This is a genomic window from Kribbella rubisoli (genome assembly GCF_004217145.1).
GTDB lineage: Bacteria > Actinomycetota > Actinomycetes > Propionibacteriales > Kribbellaceae > Kribbella > Kribbella rubisoli.
Window position 1 is genome coordinate 253,975 of record NZ_SHKR01000019.1, and the last position, 18,876, is coordinate 272,850.

Here is an 18,876-nt window from a genome sequence, read left to right on the forward strand (position 1 = left end):
TCTTGTTCTGTTCCTGCACGAGCCTCACCGGGCCGCCGGCCGCCACCCGAGCCAGTCACTTCTCAGATCTCTTGCTCTTGCTCTGCACGAGCCCTGCGAGCCGCTGGCGTCCGCTCGGGCCGACCACGTCTCAGATGTCTGTCTTTGCTCTTGCTCTTCCCCTGCATGAGCGCCAGCGAGCCGGCGGCCGGTCGCCCGGGCCAGCTACATCTCATAGGTCTTTGTCTTGTTGTTGTTCTGCATGGGTGAGCCGGGCAGTTGGTTGGCTGCCCGGCTCTGTGCAAGCTGTTGTTACGGGTTCTGGCTGCGGTAGGCGGGGGCTATGCCTTCGATGGCGTCACCCATGCGGTGGACCCGGAGGGCGTTGGTGGAGCCGGGGATGCTCGGCGGGGAGCCGGCGACGATGACGACCAGGTCGCCCTTCTTGAGTTTGCCGAGTTCCAGCAGGCGCTGGTCTACCTGGCGGACCATTTCGTCGGTGTGTTCGACGGTCGGGACGATGTACGTCTCGATGCCCCACACGACGCTCAGCCAGGAGCTGACCGACGGGACGGGAGTGAAGGCGAGCAGCGGTACTTCGGTGCGGTAGCGCGCCAGCCGCAGCGCGGTGTCGCCGGACTGCGTGAACGCGATCAGGTACTTCGCGTCCAGCCGCTCCGCCACGTCCGCGGCCGCCCGGGCGATCACGCCCCCCTTGGTCTTCGGCTCCCACTCGATCGCCTGGACACGGCTGAGGCCGTGCTCCTCGGTGGACTCCACGATCCGCGCCATCGTCCTGACGGTCTCGATCGGGAACCGGCCGACGCTGGTCTCACCGGACAGCATGACCGCGTCCGCACCGTCGAGTACGGCGTTCGCGACGTCGGACGCCTCCGCGCGCGTCGGACGCGGCGCGGAGATCATCGACTCGAGCATCTGGGTGGCGACGATGACCGGCTTCGCGTTCAGCCGGGCCTGGTCGATGATCAGCTTCTGGACCAGCGGGACCTCCTCGAGCGGGAGCTCCACACCGAGGTCGCCGCGGGCCACCATGAACCCGTCGAAGGCCTCGATGATCTCGTCCAGGTTGGCGACCGCCTGCGGCTTCTCGATCTTGGCGACGACCGGGAGCCGCAGCCCCTCCTCGTCCATGATCTTGTGCACGAGCTGGATGTCGGCCGCGTCCCGCACGAACGACAGCGCGATCATGTCGGCCGGCAGGTGCAGCGCCCAGCGGAGGTCCTCGACGTCCTTCTCGGACATCGCCGGCACGCTGACAGCGACACCGGGCAGGTTGATGCCCTTGTGGTTCGACACCGGCCCGCCGACGGTGACCCGGCAGACCACGTCGGTCTCGGTCACCTCCTCGGCGACCAGTGCGATCCGGCCGTCGTCGATCAGCAACTGATCGCCCGGGCGGACGTCACCCGGCAGGCCCTCGTACGTCGTCCCGCAGATGGTCTGATCGCCCGGCACCTCCCGGGTGGTGATCGTGAAGCGCTCGCCGTAGGTCAGCGTTGCCTTGCCCTCGGCGAACTCGGCCAGCCGGATCTTCGGGCCCTGCAGGTCGACCAGGATGCCGACGTTGCTGCCGGTCTCCGCCGCTGCGGTGCGGATCCGCTGGTAGATGCGCTCATGCTCGGCATGGGCGCCGTGACTCAGGTTGAGCCTTGCGACGTCCATACCTGCTTGGACGAGTTCCAGGATGCGCTCCGGGGCGGCCGTAGCCGGGCCGAGCGTACAAACGATCTTTGCGCGACGCACGTCACAAAACCCTACTCCTGCAAACCACCTGGCCCGCTGGTCCACCCCCCTTACTGGACGGTTAACACCTGATGGCGATCGTCCGCACCGCCTGAATCGTCAAGAACCCAAGGGGTTGTAGGCCCCGACCGTCACATCTCCGCTGGGTTGGGCGGTGACCGTCTGCAGGCCGACCGGCCGCCCGTCCTGGTACGTGATGAGGGTGACCTCACCCGGCTTCCGCAGCGTGTAGCCGAGGGCGAACGCGTACGCCGCTCCCCCGGTCGTCCCGTTCGTGTACGTCGTGACCTCGTGCTCGCCGAACGCCCTGGTCGTGGGACCGACCTGCCGGTGCAAATGACCAGACAGCAGCAGGGACGCGCACCCGCGCTCGGCAGTGGCGGCGAACGAGGACGGATCGTGGACGACCATCGTCGAGATCCGCTTGTCCTCCGGCTGGTCGCAGGCGACGTCCGCGAGCCGCTGAGACTGGTGCTCGATCGTCTCGTCCCCCGGCGTGTCGGCGCTGCCGAGCCCGGTCTTGGTCGGGTCGCTGTCACCGAGGAACCGGATCCCCTCGACCTCGACGGGCTTGCTGTCGAGCACGGTGAATCCGGCCTTGCGCATGAATTCCTCGACGTGCCCGCCGGCGTCGTGGTTGCCGGCCACCGCGACCACCTTGAAGTCCTTGAAGTGCTGCCGCAGCGAGTTGATGCTGAACGCTTCCCAGCTCTGCCCTGACGACGTGTCGTCACCGGCGTCGATCAGCAGCTTGGCGCCGCCGGCCTTCGCGACCTCGGACGCGAACCCGTCGATGCCGATGTTGTCGTGCCGGTCCGACACCAGCAGCGCGACCTTCTGCTCCTTGCTCGGCTGGTGGATCTCCGGCGCGACGTCGGCGACCCGGTTCTTGAGCCGGCCGTACAGCTCGGTGGACTTCCGGTACGTCTCGACCAGCGTCCGGATCACCCCGACGCCGCCGGTGGTCGAGAACCCGGACGCGACCTCGACCTTCTTCAGCCGGTTGTCGAACGACATCTCCGGCAGCAGCTTGAACAACGGCTGCCACTGCGTCGGCGGTACTTCGGCCGGCCGCATCCGCCCGGGTCCGTAGATCGAGGCGATCGTGATCAGCATCGCGACCAGTACGACGATGGCGCGGTGCTCGAACCGGCGTTCGTGCCGGTGGACCAGGTGCCACAGTTCGCGCCGGCGCCGTACGCCGAGGGCCGTCCAGAGCGTCGCGACCACGACGACCACGAGCAGGCCGGTACCGGCTCCGGCGACGGCGTTGTCGACGGCCATCTGCTGGATGACCTGCTTGATCTGCCCGATTTCACCGTCGGGCTGGGACGCGATCAGCGTGTCGCGGGTGAGCAGCTCCGTGAGGTTGTCGGCGTCGGTCTCCTGTACGTCGATGTTGACGCCGATCTTGCCCGGAGTGTCGGCCGGGATCCGCAACCGCGGGAGTACGGCGCCGAGGTCGAGCGTCGCGTACCCGTCGAAGGTGGGCGACACCGTGGCCGCGTGCGCGCCGATCGTGACCCGCTCGGAGTCGTTCACGAATCCGAGCAGACCCACCACGACCGTCGTCACCGCAAAGAGCAAGCTGAGCGCGGCCCACGGCGCCATCGCCCTGAGCCGCGCTCTTGTCACCAACCGCCTGACCACACCTACAACCTAGCGAAAGCTCACACGGCGAGCGGGCGTGCTGTCGGCGGGATCGGGGTCGGGAGGGTCGACGAACCGGTGAGGAGGGTGTCCACGCCGTTGGCGCAGGAACGGCCCTCAGCGATCGCCCAGACGATCAGGGACTGACCGCGACCGGCGTCACCGCAGGCGAAGACGCCCTCGACCGAGGTCTGGTAGTCGTTGTCCCGCTTGACGTTGCCGCGCTCGTCGAGCTCGACGCCGAGCTGCTCCAGGAAACCCTCGCGCTCCGGGCCGAGGAAGCCCATCGCCAGCAGCACGAGCTGCGCCGGGATGGTCCGCTCGGTCCCCTCGACCGGGTTGAACCGGCCCTCGGAGAACTCGACCTCGACCAGCTTCAGCCCCGAGACGTTGCCGTCGGCATCGGACTCGAAGTTCACCGTCGAGACGGCGTACACCCGGTCGCCGCCCTCCTCGTGCGCGGAGGCGACCCGGTAGATCATCGGGTACGTCGGCCACGGCTGGTGCCCCGGACGGTCGTCCCCCGGACGCGGCATGATCTCCAGCTGGGTCACCGTGCGGGCGCCCTGCCGGTGTGCGGTACCGAGGCAGTCGGCGCCGGTGTCGCCGCCGCCGATGATCACCACGTCCTTGCCGGTCGCAACGATCTGGTCGTCGACGGTCTGTCCGAGCGCGACCCGGTTGGCCTGCGGCAGGTACTCCATCGCCTGGTGGATGCCGCCGTACTCGCGACCCGGCACGGGCAGATCGCGGGCCGCGGTGGATCCGGTCGCGATGACGACAGCGTCGTACCGCTGCTTGAGTTGGGTGCCGGTCACGTCCACGCCGACGTTCACGCCGGAGCGGAAGACCGTGCCCTCCTCCTTCATCTGCTGGATCCGGCGATCGACCTGCAGCTTCTCCATCTTGAACTCGGGAATGCCGTACCGCAGCAGGCCGCCCGGGGTGTCGGCGCGCTCGTACACCGCGACCGTGTGCCCCGCGCGGGTCAGCTGCTGCGCGGCGGCCAGGCCCGACGGACCGGAGCCGACGACCGCGATCGTCTTGCCGGTCAGCCACTCCGGCGGCTGGGGCCGGACGTCGCCGGTCTCCCAGGCCTTGTCGATGATCGCGACCTCGACGTTCTTGATCGTCACCGGATCCTGGTTGATGCCGAGCACGCAGGACGTTTCGCAGGGCGCCGGGCAGAGCCGGCCGGTGAACTCCGGGAAGTTGTTGGTCGCGTGCAGCCGCTCGATCGCGCTCGACCAGTCGTCCCGCCAGACCAGGTCGTTCCACTCCGGGATCAGGTTGCCCAGCGGGCAGCCGTTGTGGCAGAACGGGATACCGCAGTCCATACAACGGCCGGCCTGCTTGGTGATGATCGGCAGCAGGGCCTTGCCCGGTCCACCTGGGTAGACCTCTTTCCAGTCCTGCTTGCGTTCCTCCACCGGCCGCCGCTCGGCGACCTCGCGCGGGGTGGTCAGGAATCCCTTGGGATCAGCCATCAGATGGCCTCCATCATCGCTCGCGTGGTGGCGTCCTCGTCCAGCCCGTCGCGCTCGGCGGCCGCCTTGGCCGCCAGCACCCGGGCGTAGTCGCGGGGCATCACCGTGGTGAACCTGGCGGCCGCGGCCGGCCAGTCGGCGAGCAGCTTGGCCGCCCGTTCCGATCCGGTCTCCTCGAAGTGCCTGCGGACCAGGTCGTGCAGCAGTTCGGACTCGTCCGTGGTGACCGGGTGCAGATCCACCAGCTCCGGGTTCACCAGGGTGTGGTCCAGGTCGATCACGTGGGCCACGCCGCCCGACATGCCGGCCGCGAAGTTCCTCCCGACAGCACCCAGTACGACGACACGCCCGCCGGTCATGTACTCGCAGGCGTGGTCGCCGACCGACTCGACGATCGCGGTCGCACCGGAGTTCCGGACACAGAACCGTTGCCCGACGCCACCGCTGATGAACAGCTCACCCGACGTCGCGCCGTACGCGATCACGTTGCCGGCGATGATCTGGCCGGCCGCGTCGAACCGCGCGTGGCGGTCCGGGCGGATGACCACGCGACCGCCGGACAGGCCCTTGCCGACGTAGTCGTTGGCGTCACCCTCGAGTCGCAGGGTGACTCCGCTCGGCACGAAGGCGGCGAACGAGTTGCCGGCCGAACCGGTGAAGGTCAGGTCGATCGTCCCGTCGGCCAGGCCGGCCGCGCGGTACCGCTTGGTGATCTCGTGGCCGAGCATCGTGCCGACGGTGCGGTTGACGTTCCGGATCGCGAGCTGTGCCCGGACCGGTTCGCCGTTCTCCAGCGCCGGGCGGCAGATCCGGATCAGCTCGTTGTCGAGCGCCTTGTCGAGGCCGTGGTTCTGCTCGACGACCTGGTGCCGCGACGCGCCTTCCGGCAGCGACGGCACGTGCAGGATCGGCGTCAGGTCGAGGCCGTCCGCCTTCCAGTGGTCGACCGCGCGCTGGATGTCCAGCACCTCGGCGTGCCCGATCGCCTCGTCCAGGGTCCGGAATCCCAACTCTGCAAGGTATTCCCGGACCTCCTCGGCGATGAACTCGAAGAAGTTCACAACGAATTCGGGCTTGCCGGAGAACCGCTCCCGCAGTACCGGGTTCTGCGTCGCGACGCCGACCGGGCACGTGTCGAGGTGGCAGACCCGCATCATGATGCAGCCCGATACCACCAGCGGAGCGGTCGCGAAACCGAACTCCTCCGCGCCGAGCAGCGCCGCGATGATCACGTCGCGACCGGTCTTCAGCTGGCCATCGGTCTGTACGACGATGCGGTCGCGCAAACCGTTCAGCAGCAGGGTTTGCTGTGTCTCGGCGAGACCCAGCTCCCACGGACCACCGGCGTGCTTGAGCGACGTCAACGGCGCCGCGCCGGTCCCGCCGTCGTGACCGGAGATCAGTACGACGTCCGCGTGGGCCTTGGAGACACCCGCGGCGATCGTGCCGACGCCGACCTCGGACACCAGCTTCACGTGGATCCGTGCGGCCGGGTTCGCGTTCTTCAGGTCGTGGATCAGCTGCGCCAGATCCTCGATCGAGTAGATGTCGTGGTGCGGCGGCGGCGAGATCAGGCCGACGCCAGGCGTCGAGTACCGCGTACTGGCCACCCACGGGTACACCTTCGGACCGGGCAGCTGCCCGCCCTCGCCGGGCTTCGCGCCCTGCGCCATCTTGATCTGGATGTCGTCGGAGTTCGTCAGGTACTCCGCGGTGACGCCGAACCGTCCCGAGGCGACCTGCTTGATCGAGCTCCGCCGGGTCGGGTCGTACAGCCGGTCGGCGTCCTCGCCGCCCTCACCGGTGTTCGACTTGCCGCCCAGCTGGTTCATCGCGATCGCCAGCGTCTGGTGCGCCTCCATGCTGATCGAGCCGTAGCTCATCGCGCCGGTGGAGAACCGCTTGACGATCTCGCTGACCGGCTCGACCTCGTCGATCGAGATCGGCTGCCGGTCGGAACCGAAGCCGAACAGACCGCGCAGCGTCATCAGCCGCTCGGACTGCTCGTTCACCCGGGACGTGTACTGCTTGAAGATGTCGTAGCGGCCGGTCCGGGTGCTGTGCTGCAGGCGGAACACCGTGTCCGGGTCGAACAGGTGCGGCTCGCCCTCGCGGCGCCACTGGTACTCGCCGCCGATCTCTAGCTTGCGGTGCGCGGGCAGGATCCCGTCCGCAGGGTACGCGCGCAGGTGCCGGCGGCGTACCTCCTCGGCGATCGTGTCCAGGCCGACGCCGCCGATCCTCGACGACGTACCGGTGAAGTAGATGTCGACCAGGAACGGGGACAGCCCGTTCGCCTCGAAGATCTGGGCGCCGGTGTACGACGCGACCGTCGAGACACCCATCTTCGACATGACCTTGAGCACGCCCTTGCCGAGCGACTTCACCACGTTGCGCACAGCCTGCTCGGGCTCGATCCCCGGCAAGTAGGTGCCGTGCCGGCAGAGGTCCTCGACGGACTCCAGCGCCAGGTACGGGTTGATCGCGGCCGCGCCGTACCCCATCAGGAGCGCGACGTGGTGGACCTCGCGGACGTCACCGGCCTCGACGACCAGACCGACCTGGGTGCGGGTCTTCTCCCGGACCAGGTGGTGGTGCACCGCGGAGGTGAGCAGCAGCGACGGGATCGGGGCGCTGTCGGCGTTCGAGTGCCGGTCGGACAGCACCAGGATGCGGGCGCCGTCGCGGATCGCGGCGTCGGCCTCCGCGCAGATCTCGTCGAGCCGGGTCCGGAGCGCCTCGCCGCCGCCTTCGACGTCGTACACGCCGCGCAGGACCGTGGTGGCCAGGCCGGGCATGTCGCCGTCGAGGTTGATGTGGCGGAGCTTGGCCAGCTCGTCGTTGGTGATCACCGGGAACGGGATCACCACCTGCCGGCAGGACGCCGGACTCGGGTTGAGCAGGTTCGACTCCGGGCCGAGCGACGACGACAGCGAGGTGACGAGCTCCTCCCGGATCGCGTCCAGCGGCGGGTTCGTGACCTGGGCGAACAGCTGCGCGAAGTAGTCGAACAGCAGCCGCGGCCGGTCGCTCAGCACCGCGATCGGCGTGTCGGTGCCCATCGAGCCGATCGGCTCGGCGCCGGCCTTCGCCATCGGGGTGAGGATGAGGCGCAGCTCCTCCTCGGTGTACCCGAAGACCTGCTGGCGACGCGTCACCGACGCATGGCTGTGTACGACGTGCTCGCGCTCGTGCAGGTCCTCGAACCGGATCAGGCCGCCGTGCAGCCATTCGTCGTACGGGTGCTCGGTGGCGAGCGCGTTCTTCACCTCGGCGTCGGTGATGATCCGGTGCGCGTCGACGTCGACCAGGAAGATCCGGCCCGGCTCGAGCCGGCCCTTCTCGGTCACGGTGGCCGGGTCGATGTCGAGCACGCCGGCCTCGGACGCGAGTACGACGAGGCCGTCCTCGGTCACCCAGTAGCGCGAGGGGCGCAGTCCGTTGCGGTCGAGGACCGCGCCGACCTTCGTTCCGTCGGAGAAGACCACCGACGCCGGGCCGTCCCACGGCTCCATCAGCGTCGAGTGGAACTCGTAGAACGCGCGCCGCTTCGAGTCCATCGTGGCGGCGTTCTCCCACGCCTCCGGGATCATCATCAGCATCGCGTGCGGCAACGAGCGGCCGCCGAGGTGCAGGAGCTCGAGCACCTCGTCGAAGGACGCGGAGTCCGACGCTCCCGGCGTACAGATCGGGTAGAGCTGCTCGAGGTCACCCGGGATCAGGTCGCTGGCGAGCAGGGCCTCGCGGGCACGCATCCAGTTGCGGTTGCCCTGGACGGTGTTGATCTCACCGTTGTGGGCGATGTACCGGTACGGGTGGGCCAGCGGCCAGGACGGGAACGTGTTCGTGGAGAACCGCGAGTGCACGATGCCGATCGCCGAGGCGAGATCGGGGTCGGTCAGCTCGGGGAAGAACTTGTCCAGCTGGTCGGTGGTGAGCATCCCCTTGTAGGTGATGGTCCGGCCGGACAGCGACGGGAAGTAGGTCTCCGTCTCCTTCTCGGCGCGCTTGCGCAGCCGGAACGCCATCCGCTCCAGCGCCAGGCCGAGCACCCGGCCGGCCTTCGCGCTGACGAACAGCTGCTTGAACGTCGGCATCACCGAACGCGCGGTCGCGCCGAGCAGGTCGGGCGTGGTCGGGATGTCCCGCCAGCCGACGACACTCAGCTGCTCCTCGGCGGCCAACTCCTCGATCCGGTTGATCGCCTTGGCGGCGTCGTCGGGATCGGCGGGCAGGAACGCGATACCGGTCGCGTAGCTGTGCGGCGCCGGCAGCTCGAACTCGCACACCTTGCGGTAGAAGGCGTCCGGGACCTGCAGCAGGATGCCAGCGCCATCGCCGGAATCCGGTTCGGCGCCGGACGCGCCGCGATGCTCGAGATTGCGCAGGGCGGTCAAGGCCTTGGCCACGATGTCGTGGCTCGGTTCACCGGTCAGGGTCGCGACGAAGGCAACACCACAAGCGTCGTGCTCGTGCCGTCCGTCGTACAGACCCTCGCTCGGGAAAGGCGGGCTACCAAACATCCAGGAGCTCCCGTCGTCCTACGGTCAAATACAACTGGCCGCGGGACAACACTGGCCCAAGCCGGGTGTCCCGAGACTACCTCATGACGCCCACCAGATGGACTTCCCGTCCACCGCGCAACGCCTTGATGACCCACAGTAAGCAAGCGCTCACTACTAGCCTCCCATCTTCCCAGCCCACCGCCCCCACAACCACCCACGCACGCCCGAAATTCACCTGTTGAGACCGCCGGATCCTGATAGGCCGTTCCTATGCCCTGGAACCCCTCCCCCGACTGGCAACCGCTCACCTCCGGCACCGGCCAGGCCACTGGCGGCGTCTGGCTGACCCCCGACGGCCAGGTGGTCAAGCGCCTGCTGCCCGGCGTCGAGGATCCACGCCATCAGGCCTACTGGGAGCGGCAGGCGCTGGTCGCCGAATCCGGCGTCGTGGCTGGTACGCCGGGTCTGCGGGCGCCGGTTTGTCTGGGGGTCGGGCGTGATTCGGCGGGGATCACGCTGCGGACGGCCTACACGCCTGCCGCGGAGTGGACCGGAGAGGGGTTGGCTGAGGCTCTAGGGCGGTTCGCGGGGTGTTCGGTGGGTGAGCCCGGGTGGGGTGCTCGGGGCGTACTGCGGGACCGTTTGCGGGCCGTTGAGCTGCGGGGTGGGTGGGATGGGCTCAAGCGAGCCGGGCTGAGTTCGCCGGCGATCGAGGAGCTCTGGATGCGGCGGGAGGCGGCGCTGGGCGTGCTGGATGGGCTTCCACGGGTGCCGACGCACGGGGACGCGCATCCGGTGAACCTGCTCGGACGGGACGGCGAAGACGTCATCGCGATCGACTGGGAGCAGTTCGGGTTGGGGCCTGCCGGGTTCGACCTCGGGTATTTGGCGCTCGCGGTGGACACCCCGCTGGACGAATTGATTGCGGCGCACGGTGGCGACGTACGGCGTGGGGCTGTGCTCGTGGCGGCGTACACCGGGGTGTCACGCGCCGCGTGGGCCCTCACGCAGCCGGAGCCTGGCGATCACGTCGAGCGGTTGGCCAGGTTGTCGCCGATCGTGGACGAGGCGGTCAGCCAGGCGTCGTGAAAGGCCTGGTAGGTCGGGAAGCGGGTGGTGGTGGCTTGGGTGAGGACGGCTTGGAGGGGGTCGGGTGGGGTGGTGAGGAAGATCTGGGCGGTGCGGGCCATCACGTAGGCGGTGGTTTGGGTGTCGATGGGCGCTCCCAGGACGTGCTCCTCGGGCGCCATGTAGCGGCTTGAGCCGAACATCCGGCCCATGGTGTTGACGAACGGGCCGCGGTGGTAGCTGTCGAGGTCTATGACCGTCAGGCGTTGCATCGTGAAGTCGTAGAGCATCGATGAGTGGTAGAAGTCGCCTTCGACCCAGCCGGCCGCGTCGAGGGCGGCGTGGAGGTCGTAGAGGGTGTTGAGGGCGGTGAGGATCTCCTGGCTGGGGAGCGCCTTGAAACGGTCGCGGGCCGGGCCGAGGAGGTCGCCGTCGCGCCAGTCGTAGACGAGCACAGGGCCGGCCGGGGATTCGATCACCGCGTGCAGGGTTGGCAGGGCGGGGTGGTTGACGGAATGCGCGAGTTCGACGGTGTTGCGGAGGAGAGTCACGCGGCCGTCGAAGTCGAGGAACGCCTGGGGATCGGTGGGGTCGCCGGCGGTTTTGACGAAGTACCGGCTGTCGGCGGTCTGCACGCCGTACGAGATGTTGCCGGAGTCTTGGGTAGCGAAGCGGGTGAAGATGGTGCCGAGCTGTTCGAGGTAGGTCGCGGGCGGGACGTCGATCTCACCGGGGAACATTCCGCCGACCCTAGTGGAGGTACACGATGGCACTGAGCGATTTTCCGCGGTACCCGTTGTTGTTCGGGCCCAGCCCGGTGCATCCGCTCGAGCGGTTGTCGGCGTACCTGGGTGGGGCGAAGGTCTGGGCGAAGCGGGAGGACTGCAACTCGGGGCTTGCGTACGGCGGGAACAAGACGCGGAAGCTCGAGTACCTGATCCCGGATGCGCTGGCTCAAGGGGCTGACACGTTGGTGTCGATCGGTGGATACCAGTCGAATCACACCCGGCAGGTCGCCGCGGTCGCCGCGAAGGTCGGGTTGAAGGCGGTGCTGGTCCAGGAGAACTGGGTGGACTGGCCGGACGCGCTCAACGACCGGGTCGGCAACATTCTGCTCAGCCGGATCATGGGGGCCGAGGTGCGGCTCGATCCGGCCGGGTTCGGGATCGGCTTCAAGGACAGCTGGAAGCAGGCGCTCGAGGACGTGCAGGCACGCGGCGGTACGCCGTACGCGATCCCGGCCGGCGCCTCGGACCATCGGCTCGGCGGGCTGGGATTCGCGCAGTGGGCGTACGAGGTGGAGCAGCAGGAACGCGAGCTCGGGGTCTTCTTCGACACGATCGTGGTGTGCTCGGTGACCGGGTCGACGCATGCGGGGATGATCGCCGGGTTCGCCGGGCAGGACCGGCCGCGGCGCGTGATCGGGATCGACGCGAGCGCCAAGCTGCAGGAAACGCGTGATCAGGTCGAGCGGATCGCCCGGGCAACGGCTTCCCTGATCGGGTTGGAGCGCGAACTGCGGGACGACGAGATCACGGTGCTGGAGGGGTGGGCCGGGGACGAGTACGGGATCCCGGTGCGGTCGACGCTCGACGCGATCCGGCTGACGGGGCAGCTCGAGGGGATGATCATCGACCCGGTCTACGAGGGGAAGTCGATGGCAGGTCTGATCGACCTCGTCCGCACCGGCGACATCCCGAAGGACTCCACCGTGCTCTACGCCCACCTCGGCGGGCAGCCCGCGCTCAACGCCTACAGCGGTCTGTTCACGCAGTCTCAGCCGATCGCCGAGTAGCTACCAGCCGCCGGCGAAGAAGGATTCGAGGCCGGGGAGCGGATGCGCCGCGGTGGTCGCGTTCGCCACCACGATGACGGCCAGCGTCAGCGCCAGCAGCGAGACGAAGACGCCGTACGCCGCCAGCAGCCGCCTGGACCGCCGCTCGACCCGATCCGTCCTCGTGAAACCGCGCCACAGCAGGACGCTGAGGACAACGAGACCGATGACCACGATCGTGCCCTCCACAGCCATCACCGCGTGGAACTTGACGTAGTCGCTGCGGATCACGTCGAGGGCAGGTGAGTTCTGACCGTCGGCGAGGTTCTGCCTGATCTGGGCCAGCGTGTCCGGCAGCGGGCCAGCTGAGGCGTTGGGGGCGCCGAAGAGCATCGGCAGCAGGGAGCCGAAGGGCGCCGCCATTCCGTGGATGTTGGCCATGACAGCTGCGAGCGAGACCACGGCAAGAGCGGTGGACAGTACACCGCTCGCTGCGAGAGCCGCTGCCCGAAGACCAGCCGTCCGGAGGAACGCCTGCCAGCTCAGTACGCCGAGGACGATGAGGACCGCCAGCAACACAGCGGCGAGCAGCGCCTTCGCTACGTGGTAGCGGAACCAGTAGTCGACGACCGGCTGCAGTTCGGCGCCGAAGTCGGCTTGGCCGATACGCCAGTACCCGACGAACGCGCTGCGGAAGGTCGCGATGAGGCTCGCCTCGCTGCCGAGGCCGGTGGTCGCCCGAGTGCTCGCGAGTGCGGCGGGAGCCATCACGAAGGCGACGACGAGTGCCGCAGTGGCGGTCGCGGCGGAGGTCAGCGCCTGCCACGGCCGGAAGAAGGTGGTCGACGTCATGGGCTCACGCTAGGCGGACGTGCCTGGCGCGGACCATCACGCAGGATCGACTCTTGGGGTAGCGCCGGCGATACCTTTCGGTCAGCCGATTCCGGGGCCGACGAGGGTGCCGACGAAGTAGGTGAGGGCGGCTGCGGCAGCGCCGAGGAGGAGCTGACGGAGGCCGGAGTACCACCAGGAGCGGGTGGTGACGCGGGAGACGACCGCGCCGCAGACGAACAGGGCCGTCAGGGACAGGATCAGGGACGGTACGACGGTGCCTGAGCCGAACAGGTACGGCGCCAGCGGGATGAAGGCGCCGACCGCGAAGCAGATGAACGACGAGGCGGCCGCGATCAGCGGGTTCGGGAGGTCGCCGGGGTCGATGCCAAGCTCTTCGCGGACGTGCTCCTCCAGGGCCTGGTCCGGGTTCGCGTGGAACTGCTTGGCGACCTTGCTGGCCAGGTCCGGGTCGAGGCCCTTCGCGCGGTACGTCTCGGCGAGCTCGATCTCCTCGTCGAGAGGATGCTTGCGGATCTCCTTGCGCTCGACCTCGATCTCGGCGTGGGCGAGTTCGCGCTGGGAGGCGACGGAGGTGTACTCCCCCGCCGCCATCGAGAACGCGCCCGCTGCCAGGCCGGCGAGGCCCGCCAGGACGATGAACTTCGAGCCCGAGCTGGTGCCGCCGTCCATGCCGGCGATCAGCGCGAAGTTCGACACCAGGCCGTCCATCGCACCGAACACGGCCGGCCGGAGCCAGCCGCCGTTCACATCACGGTGCGTGTGGTCCCCGTGGTGCTCGTTCGAAACCTGAGGCGTCTCAGTCACGAGACCCATCTGAATCGGCGCCGTTCTTCACGTCAACCTTCGGCTGCGGTTCCGCCTCGGCATCCGGCCCTCCGGCCGGCTCGGAGCTCGGGCTCGCGTCTGCGGATGAGCCGTCGTGTGCCTCGTCCGCGGGCGCGGCGTCCGCCTTCGCTTCGCTCGGCTCGGCGGCGGGGGCGTCGGCCGTCGCTTCGCTCGGCTTGCCGGCGGCCGGGCCGGTGGTGATGTCTTCTTGGCCGGGGTATTTGCGGGCGCTGATGATGAAGGCGACTACAGCCAGGACGAACAGGATGAGGGCGGTCCAGACGTTCAGGCGGAGGCCGAGGAAGTGGTTCACGGTGTCGATGCGCATGTTTTCGATCCAGGCGCGGCCGGCGGTGTAGCCGGCGACGTACAGGAAGAAGGCGCGGCCGTGGCCCAGTTTGTAGCGGCGGTCGACGAGGATGACCAGGGCGACGACGCCCAGGTTCCAGATCGCCTCGTACAGGAACGTCGGGTGGAAGGTTGCGAAGTCGGCGTACCCGGCGGGGCGGTGTTCGGGCGAGATCTCCAGGCCCCACGGCTTCGTGGTCGGGCGGCCGAAGAGTTCCTGGTTGAAGTAGTTGCCGAACCGGCCGAACACCTGCGCCAGCGCGATCCCGGGCGCCATCGCGTCCGCGACCGCCAGGAACGGGACCTTCGCCCGCCGGCAGGCGATCCACGCGCCGAGCGCGCCGAATCCGACCGCGCCCCAGATGCCGAGCCCGCCGTGCCAGATCTTCAGCGCGTCGATCGGGTGCCGGCCCTCGCCGAAGTACAGCTCGGCGTCGGTGATGACGTGGTAGATCCGCGCACCGACCAACCCGAACGGGATCGCCCAGAACATGATGTCCGCGAGCACCGGCGCGGATCCGCCGCGGGCCACCCAGCGGCGGCGACCGAGCCAGTATCCGACGAAGATGCCGGCCAGGATGCACAACGCGTACGCGCGGATCGGAAGGCCGAAGACGTGCCAGACACCCTGGCTCGGGCTGGGGATGAACGCCGGAACCATCACGGCGGGAATCAGACTAGACATGGCAAGGGGGAACGCTACTCGACCCACCAGACCACTGCCAGGAGCGCACGGTCACGATGGGGCCTCAGCTTGCAACCGCGTCGACGGCGTTCTGCAGCCCCTCGGAGCTGAGCTGGTCCGCCGGCAACTGCTTGCCGTTGACGTAAACCGTCGGCGTCCCCGTCACACCGCGCTCGTCGGCCGCCTTGCCCACCGACTCCAGCCAGCCCGCGTACGTGTTGTCCTGCAACGCCTTCTGGAACGTCTCGTCACCGACCCCGAGCTGCTGGCCGAGCTCGATCAGCTGGTCCGTGGTCCACGACTTCGAGAAATCGCCGTACATCTCGTCGGCGAAGCTCAGCGCCTTGCCGTTCGCGGCAGCCGCGGCGAACGCGTTGGCCAGCCGCGGCGAGGCGTCCGGGTTGACGAACTGCAGCGGCCAGTAGGTCAGCGTCGCCGTACCGTCCTGGACGAGCTTGTCGACGGTCGAACCGCTCGCCTCCTCGAACTCCGCGCAGTGCGGGCAGCGGAAGTCGAGGTACAGGTCGATGTTGACCTTCGCGCCGGCCTTGCCGACCGTGATGCCCTTCCCGGACGTACCCGGGCCGGTGATGACCGTGGGCTCGGGCCGGCCGTTCGAGCTGACCTCGACCTTGGAGTGACCGCGGTAGTACTGGACGCCGACCCCGCCGGCGAGCGCAAGGACCAGGACGATCACCACGACGATCCCGGGCGAGATCCGGCGCTTGTTCTGCTGCAGCAGCGGATTGGTGTTGCTCACGACGCGGTGACTCCTTGCGGTTCGGATACGACAGCGAACTTACTGACCGGGTACAGCCACAGCCAGACGGCCAGCGCCAGCAGGCCCACGTCCCGGAGGATCTCCTGCAGGTACTTCGTCTGGCCCGCGGCGACCTGACCGCCGCCGCCGAAGCAGCCGCAGTCGATCGACAGACCGCGCGCCCAGGCGGACGACACCGCGGCGATGAACACGATCATGAAAACACCGGCGGCGACGGCCGAGGCGCGGACACCGAAGCCGACGATCAACAGCAACCCGATCGCGATCTCCAGGAACGGCAGCCCCCAGCCGACCGGCTGCACCAGCGACGACGGCAGCAGCTCGTACGCACGGACTGCCTGGGCAGCCGTTTCCGGATCGGTGACCTTCAACGCACCGGCGACCAGCATCACGCTGCCGAGGACGAGCCGGGCGACGAGCGAGACCCAGGGAAACCAGACCTTCACTGGTTGTCCGCCACCAGCTTGCCGAAGTCATGCGCCAGGTCACCGATGGCGGCGTTGGACAGCCAGAGCACGTTCGCCTTGTCGTTCTTGCCGAAGCCGATCACCTGCGCTCCGTGACCGACCTCGTACCCTCCGGAAGGAAGCTTCTGCATCCCCTCCACCGGTACGCCGACCGCCTTCGCGACGTCCTTGATCGACGCCAGCGACCCGGTCAGCCCGGTGAACGACGGATCGAACCGGTCCAGGTACTTGCGGATCACCGGACCGGTGTCCCGCGACGGGTCGGTCGTGATGAACAGCATCTGGATCTGGTCGCGCACCGGCTGATCGAGCTTGGTCAGCGCGGACGCCACATCGGCCATCACCGTCGGGCACACGTCGGGGCAGTTCGTGTACCCGAAGAACACCAGCGTGACCGGCTTCTTCGTCGACGTGACCAGGTTGAACGGATTGCCGCCGGTGTCGGTCAGCGTTGTCGCGGGCATCGAGTACGGCTGGTCCAGCGTGGCGCCGCGCAACCCGTTCGGGTCCTGGCTGCTGCGGATGATCGCCCCGCCCGGATTGTCGGCCTTCTCCTGCTTGCCACTGCAGCCCGCGAGGGCGAGCAGAGCCACCGCGGCCAAAAGGAGTGCCGCGTTCCTGGTTCGACTCACGGCGGTACTAACGTTCGGCGGGCGCGCGGGGTTCCCGGCGTACGCCTTCGGCCAGGTCCTCGGTCAGGGCCCGGACGCCGGCCGCGCCGCCGTCTCCCAGGGCTCTGACGAGCGCCGCTCCGACGATCACAGCGTCCGCGAAAGCGGCCACTCCCGCGGCCTGGTCACCGTTCGAGATGCCCAGCCCGACGCCGACCGGCAGCTCGGTCGCCGCCTTGACCCGCGCCACCAGCGGCGCCGCGAGCTCCGACGGCTTGTCCCGGGCACCGGTGACACCCATCACTGCGGTCGCGTAGACGAACCCGCGGCAAGCGGCCGTCGTCATCGCGATCCGCGCGTCCGTCGACGACGGCGAGACCAGGAACACCTTGTCCAGCTCGTTCTTGTCCGCGGCCGCGATCCACTCCGCGCCCTCGTCCGGGATCAGGTCCGGCGTGATCAGGCCCGCTCCCCCGACACCGGCGAAGTCGGCGGCGAACCGGTCCACGCCGTACCGCTCGATCGGATTCCAGTACGTCATCACGAGCACCGGTACGTCGGAGTACGCCGCGAGCTTCTCGACCGTGCTGAGCACGTCGCGGGTCCGCACGCCGCCGGCGAGCGCGATCTCGGTGGCGCGCTGGATCGTCACGCCGTCCATCACCGGGTCGCTGTACGGCAGGCCGAGCTCGATCACGTCCGCGCCGCCGTCGACCAGTGCCTTCAGGCCGTCCAGCGCTCCGTCGTACGTCGGAAAGCCGGCCGGCAGGTACCCGATCACGGCCGCGCGGCCCGCGTCGTTCGCGGTCCGGATCGCCGCGCCGGCCTTGCCCAGGGCAACGAGCTCACTCACGGCCGGCCTCCTTGTTGCCGAGGCCGAACCAGGTGGCGGCCGTGTCCATGTCCTTGTCCCCGCGCCCGGAGAGGTTCACCAGAATAGTTGCCTCTGGCCCCAATTCGCGGGCGATGTCCAGCGCACCGGCGACCGCGTGCGCGGACTCGATGGCCGGGATGATGCCCTCGGTCCGGGACAGCAGCTGGAACGCGTCCATCGCCTCGGCGTCGGTGATCGGCCGGTACGACGCGCGCCCGGTCTCGGCCAGCCACGCGTGCTCCGGACCGACGCCCGGGTAGTCCAGACCCGCGGAGATCGAATGCGACTCGATCGTCTGCCCATCTTCGTCCTGCAGCAGGAACGACCGCGCACCATGCAGTACGCCGACCTGCCCGGCCGTGATCGTCGCCGCGTGCCGACCGGTCTCGAACCCCTCGCCGCCCGGCTCGATGCCGTACAGCTTCACGGACTCGTCCGGGATGAACGCGGTGAACAGGCCGATCGCGTTCGACCCGCCGCCGACCGATGCGACAGCGGCGTCCGGCAGCTTGCCGAGCAGCTCGAGCGACTGCTCCCGCGCCTCGTCGCCGATCCCGCGGACGAAGTCGCGCACCATCGCCGGGAACGGGTGCGAGCCCGCCGCCGTACCGAGGATGTAGTGGGTCTTGTCCACGCTGGCGACCCAGTCGCGCAACGCCTCGTTGATCGCGTCCTTCAGCGTCCGGCTGCCGGTCTTGACCGAGATGACCTCGGCGCCGAGCAGCCGCATCCGGGCCACGTTCAGCGCCTGGCGCTCGGTGTCGACCTCGCCCATGTAGACGACGCATTCCAGGCCGAGGTACGCGCACGCGGTCGCCGTCGCGACGCCGTGCTGGCCGGCGCCGGTCTCGGCGATCACCCGCGGCTTGCCCATCCGCTTGGTCAGCAGCGCCTGGCCGATCGCGTTGCGGATCTTGTGCGCGCCGGTGTGGTTCAGGTCCTCGCGCTTCAGCAGGATCCGCGCGCCGGCCGCGTCGGACAGCCGGGTCGCGTCGTACAGCAGGCTCGGGGCGCCGATGTACTCGCGCAGCATCCGCTCGAACTCACCGGTGAACTCCGGGTCGGCCATGGCTTCGCGCCAGGCCTGGGTGAGCTCGTCGAGCGGCGCGATCAGCGCCTCCGGCATGAACCTGCCGCCGAAACGGCCGAAGTGCCCGAACTGGTCGGGCAGCACAGTAGACATCCGACAAAACCTTCCAGACC

Annotated in this window: 15 protein-coding genes; 2 read left to right on the forward strand and 13 right to left on the reverse strand. The window is 68.8% G+C overall.

From position 1 onward, the window contains the following. Positions 1–291: 291 nt before the first annotated feature. From pyk to gltB, 4 genes are all read right to left on the reverse strand, one after another. Positions 292–1,743, reverse strand: coding sequence for a pyruvate kinase (gene pyk, locus EV645_RS41285; protein WP_130450725.1), 1,452 nt, complete (start codon positions 1,741–1,743; stop codon positions 292–294). 99 nt (positions 1,744–1,842) lie between these two features. After that, complete coding sequence (locus EV645_RS41290) at positions 1,843–3,378, reverse strand: metallophosphoesterase family protein (protein WP_130450935.1); 1,536 nt, start codon at positions 3,376–3,378, stop codon at positions 1,843–1,845. A 35-nt stretch (positions 3,379–3,413) separates the two neighbouring features. Next, the gene (locus EV645_RS41295) at positions 3,414–4,880 is read right to left on the reverse strand and encodes a glutamate synthase subunit beta (RefSeq protein ID WP_130450727.1); all 1,467 of its coding nucleotides are present in this window, start codon (positions 4,878–4,880) and stop codon (positions 3,414–3,416) included. Further along, a complete protein-coding gene (gene gltB, locus EV645_RS41300; protein WP_130450729.1) occupies positions 4,880–9,403 on the reverse strand; it encodes a glutamate synthase large subunit in 4,524 nt (1,507 codons plus the stop codon). Before gltB ends, EV645_RS41295 begins: the two co-directional genes overlap by 1 nt. 252 nt (positions 9,404–9,655) lie before the next feature. Between gltB and EV645_RS41305 the strand changes: the two genes are divergently transcribed. Next, a complete protein-coding gene (locus tag EV645_RS41305; RefSeq protein ID WP_130450731.1) occupies positions 9,656–10,474 on the forward strand; it encodes a phosphotransferase family protein in 819 nt (272 codons plus the stop codon). Here EV645_RS41305 and EV645_RS41310 read toward each other — a convergent pair. Beyond that, positions 10,411–11,193 (reverse strand): serine/threonine-protein kinase, encoded by a 783-nt coding sequence (locus EV645_RS41310; RefSeq protein ID WP_130450733.1) that lies wholly within the window; start codon positions 11,191–11,193, stop codon positions 10,411–10,413. The two genes, EV645_RS41305 and EV645_RS41310, sit on opposite strands and share 64 nt — an antisense overlap. A 26-nt stretch (positions 11,194–11,219) precedes the next feature. On the opposite strand from EV645_RS41310, the gene EV645_RS41315 reads away from it, so the two are divergent. Next, a complete protein-coding gene (locus EV645_RS41315; protein ID WP_130450735.1) occupies positions 11,220–12,248 on the forward strand; it encodes a 1-aminocyclopropane-1-carboxylate deaminase in 1,029 nt (342 codons plus the stop codon). Here the strand turns inward: EV645_RS41315 and EV645_RS41320 are convergent, their stop codons facing one another. The 8 genes from EV645_RS41320 to trpB form a co-directional block, all read right to left on the reverse strand. Further along, positions 12,249–13,079, reverse strand: coding sequence for a hypothetical protein (locus tag EV645_RS41320; RefSeq protein ID WP_130450737.1), 831 nt, complete (start codon positions 13,077–13,079; stop codon positions 12,249–12,251). 81 nt (positions 13,080–13,160) lie between these two features. Beyond that, positions 13,161–13,886, reverse strand: coding sequence for a VIT1/CCC1 transporter family protein (locus EV645_RS41325; protein ID WP_242000989.1), 726 nt, complete (start codon positions 13,884–13,886; stop codon positions 13,161–13,163). Then, complete coding sequence (gene lgt / locus EV645_RS41330) at positions 13,879–14,940, reverse strand: prolipoprotein diacylglyceryl transferase (RefSeq protein WP_198682186.1); 1,062 nt, start codon at positions 14,938–14,940, stop codon at positions 13,879–13,881. The genes EV645_RS41325 and lgt overlap by 8 nt, the downstream gene beginning before the upstream one ends. Positions 14,941–15,004: 64 nt before the next feature. Beyond that, positions 15,005–15,700, reverse strand: coding sequence for a DsbA family protein (locus EV645_RS41335; RefSeq protein ID WP_130450739.1), 696 nt, complete (start codon positions 15,698–15,700; stop codon positions 15,005–15,007). Further along, complete coding sequence (locus EV645_RS41340; protein ID WP_130450741.1) at positions 15,697–16,167, reverse strand: DoxX family protein; 471 nt, start codon at positions 16,165–16,167, stop codon at positions 15,697–15,699. Before EV645_RS41340 ends, EV645_RS41335 begins: the two co-directional genes overlap by 4 nt. Further along, positions 16,164–16,820, reverse strand: coding sequence for an SCO family protein (locus EV645_RS41345; protein ID WP_198682187.1), 657 nt, complete (start codon positions 16,818–16,820; stop codon positions 16,164–16,166). The genes EV645_RS41340 and EV645_RS41345 overlap by 4 nt, the downstream gene beginning before the upstream one ends. A gap of 7 nt (positions 16,821–16,827) precedes the next feature. Next, entirely contained in the window at positions 16,828–17,652 is an 825-nt protein-coding gene (gene trpA, locus EV645_RS41350; protein WP_130450743.1) for a tryptophan synthase subunit alpha, read from the reverse strand. Then, positions 17,645–18,856: a tryptophan synthase subunit beta gene (gene trpB, locus EV645_RS41355; RefSeq protein ID WP_130450745.1), complete on the reverse strand. Its 1,212-nt coding sequence runs from the start codon at positions 18,854–18,856 to the stop codon at positions 17,645–17,647. The genes trpA and trpB overlap by 8 nt, the downstream gene beginning before the upstream one ends. Between the last annotated feature and the right edge of the window lie 20 nt (positions 18,857–18,876).

Excerpts from the sequence above, each read along its gene's own strand:
- EV645_RS41305 (WP_130450731.1), top strand. The coding sequence starts at position 9,656 with ATGCCCTGGAACCCCTCCCCCGACTGGCAACCGCTCACCTCCGGCACC.
- EV645_RS41315 (WP_130450735.1), top strand. The coding sequence starts at position 11,220 with ATGGCACTGAGCGATTTTCCGCGGTACCCGTTGTTGTTCGGGCCCAGC.
- trpB (WP_130450745.1), bottom strand. The coding sequence starts at position 18,856 with ATGTCTACTGTGCTGCCCGACCAGTTCGGGCACTTCGGCCGTTTCGGC.
- EV645_RS41320 (WP_130450737.1), bottom strand. The coding sequence starts at position 13,079 with ATGACGTCGACCACCTTCTTCCGGCCGTGGCAGGCGCTGACCTCCGCC.
- EV645_RS41295 (WP_130450727.1), bottom strand. The coding sequence starts at position 4,880 with ATGGCTGATCCCAAGGGATTCCTGACCACCCCGCGCGAGGTCGCCGAG.
- lgt (WP_198682186.1), bottom strand. The coding sequence starts at position 14,940 with ATGTCTAGTCTGATTCCCGCCGTGATGGTTCCGGCGTTCATCCCCAGC.
- gltB (WP_130450729.1), bottom strand. The coding sequence starts at position 9,403 with ATGTTTGGTAGCCCGCCTTTCCCGAGCGAGGGTCTGTACGACGGACGG.
- EV645_RS41310 (WP_130450733.1), bottom strand. The coding sequence starts at position 11,193 with ATGTTCCCCGGTGAGATCGACGTCCCGCCCGCGACCTACCTCGAACAG.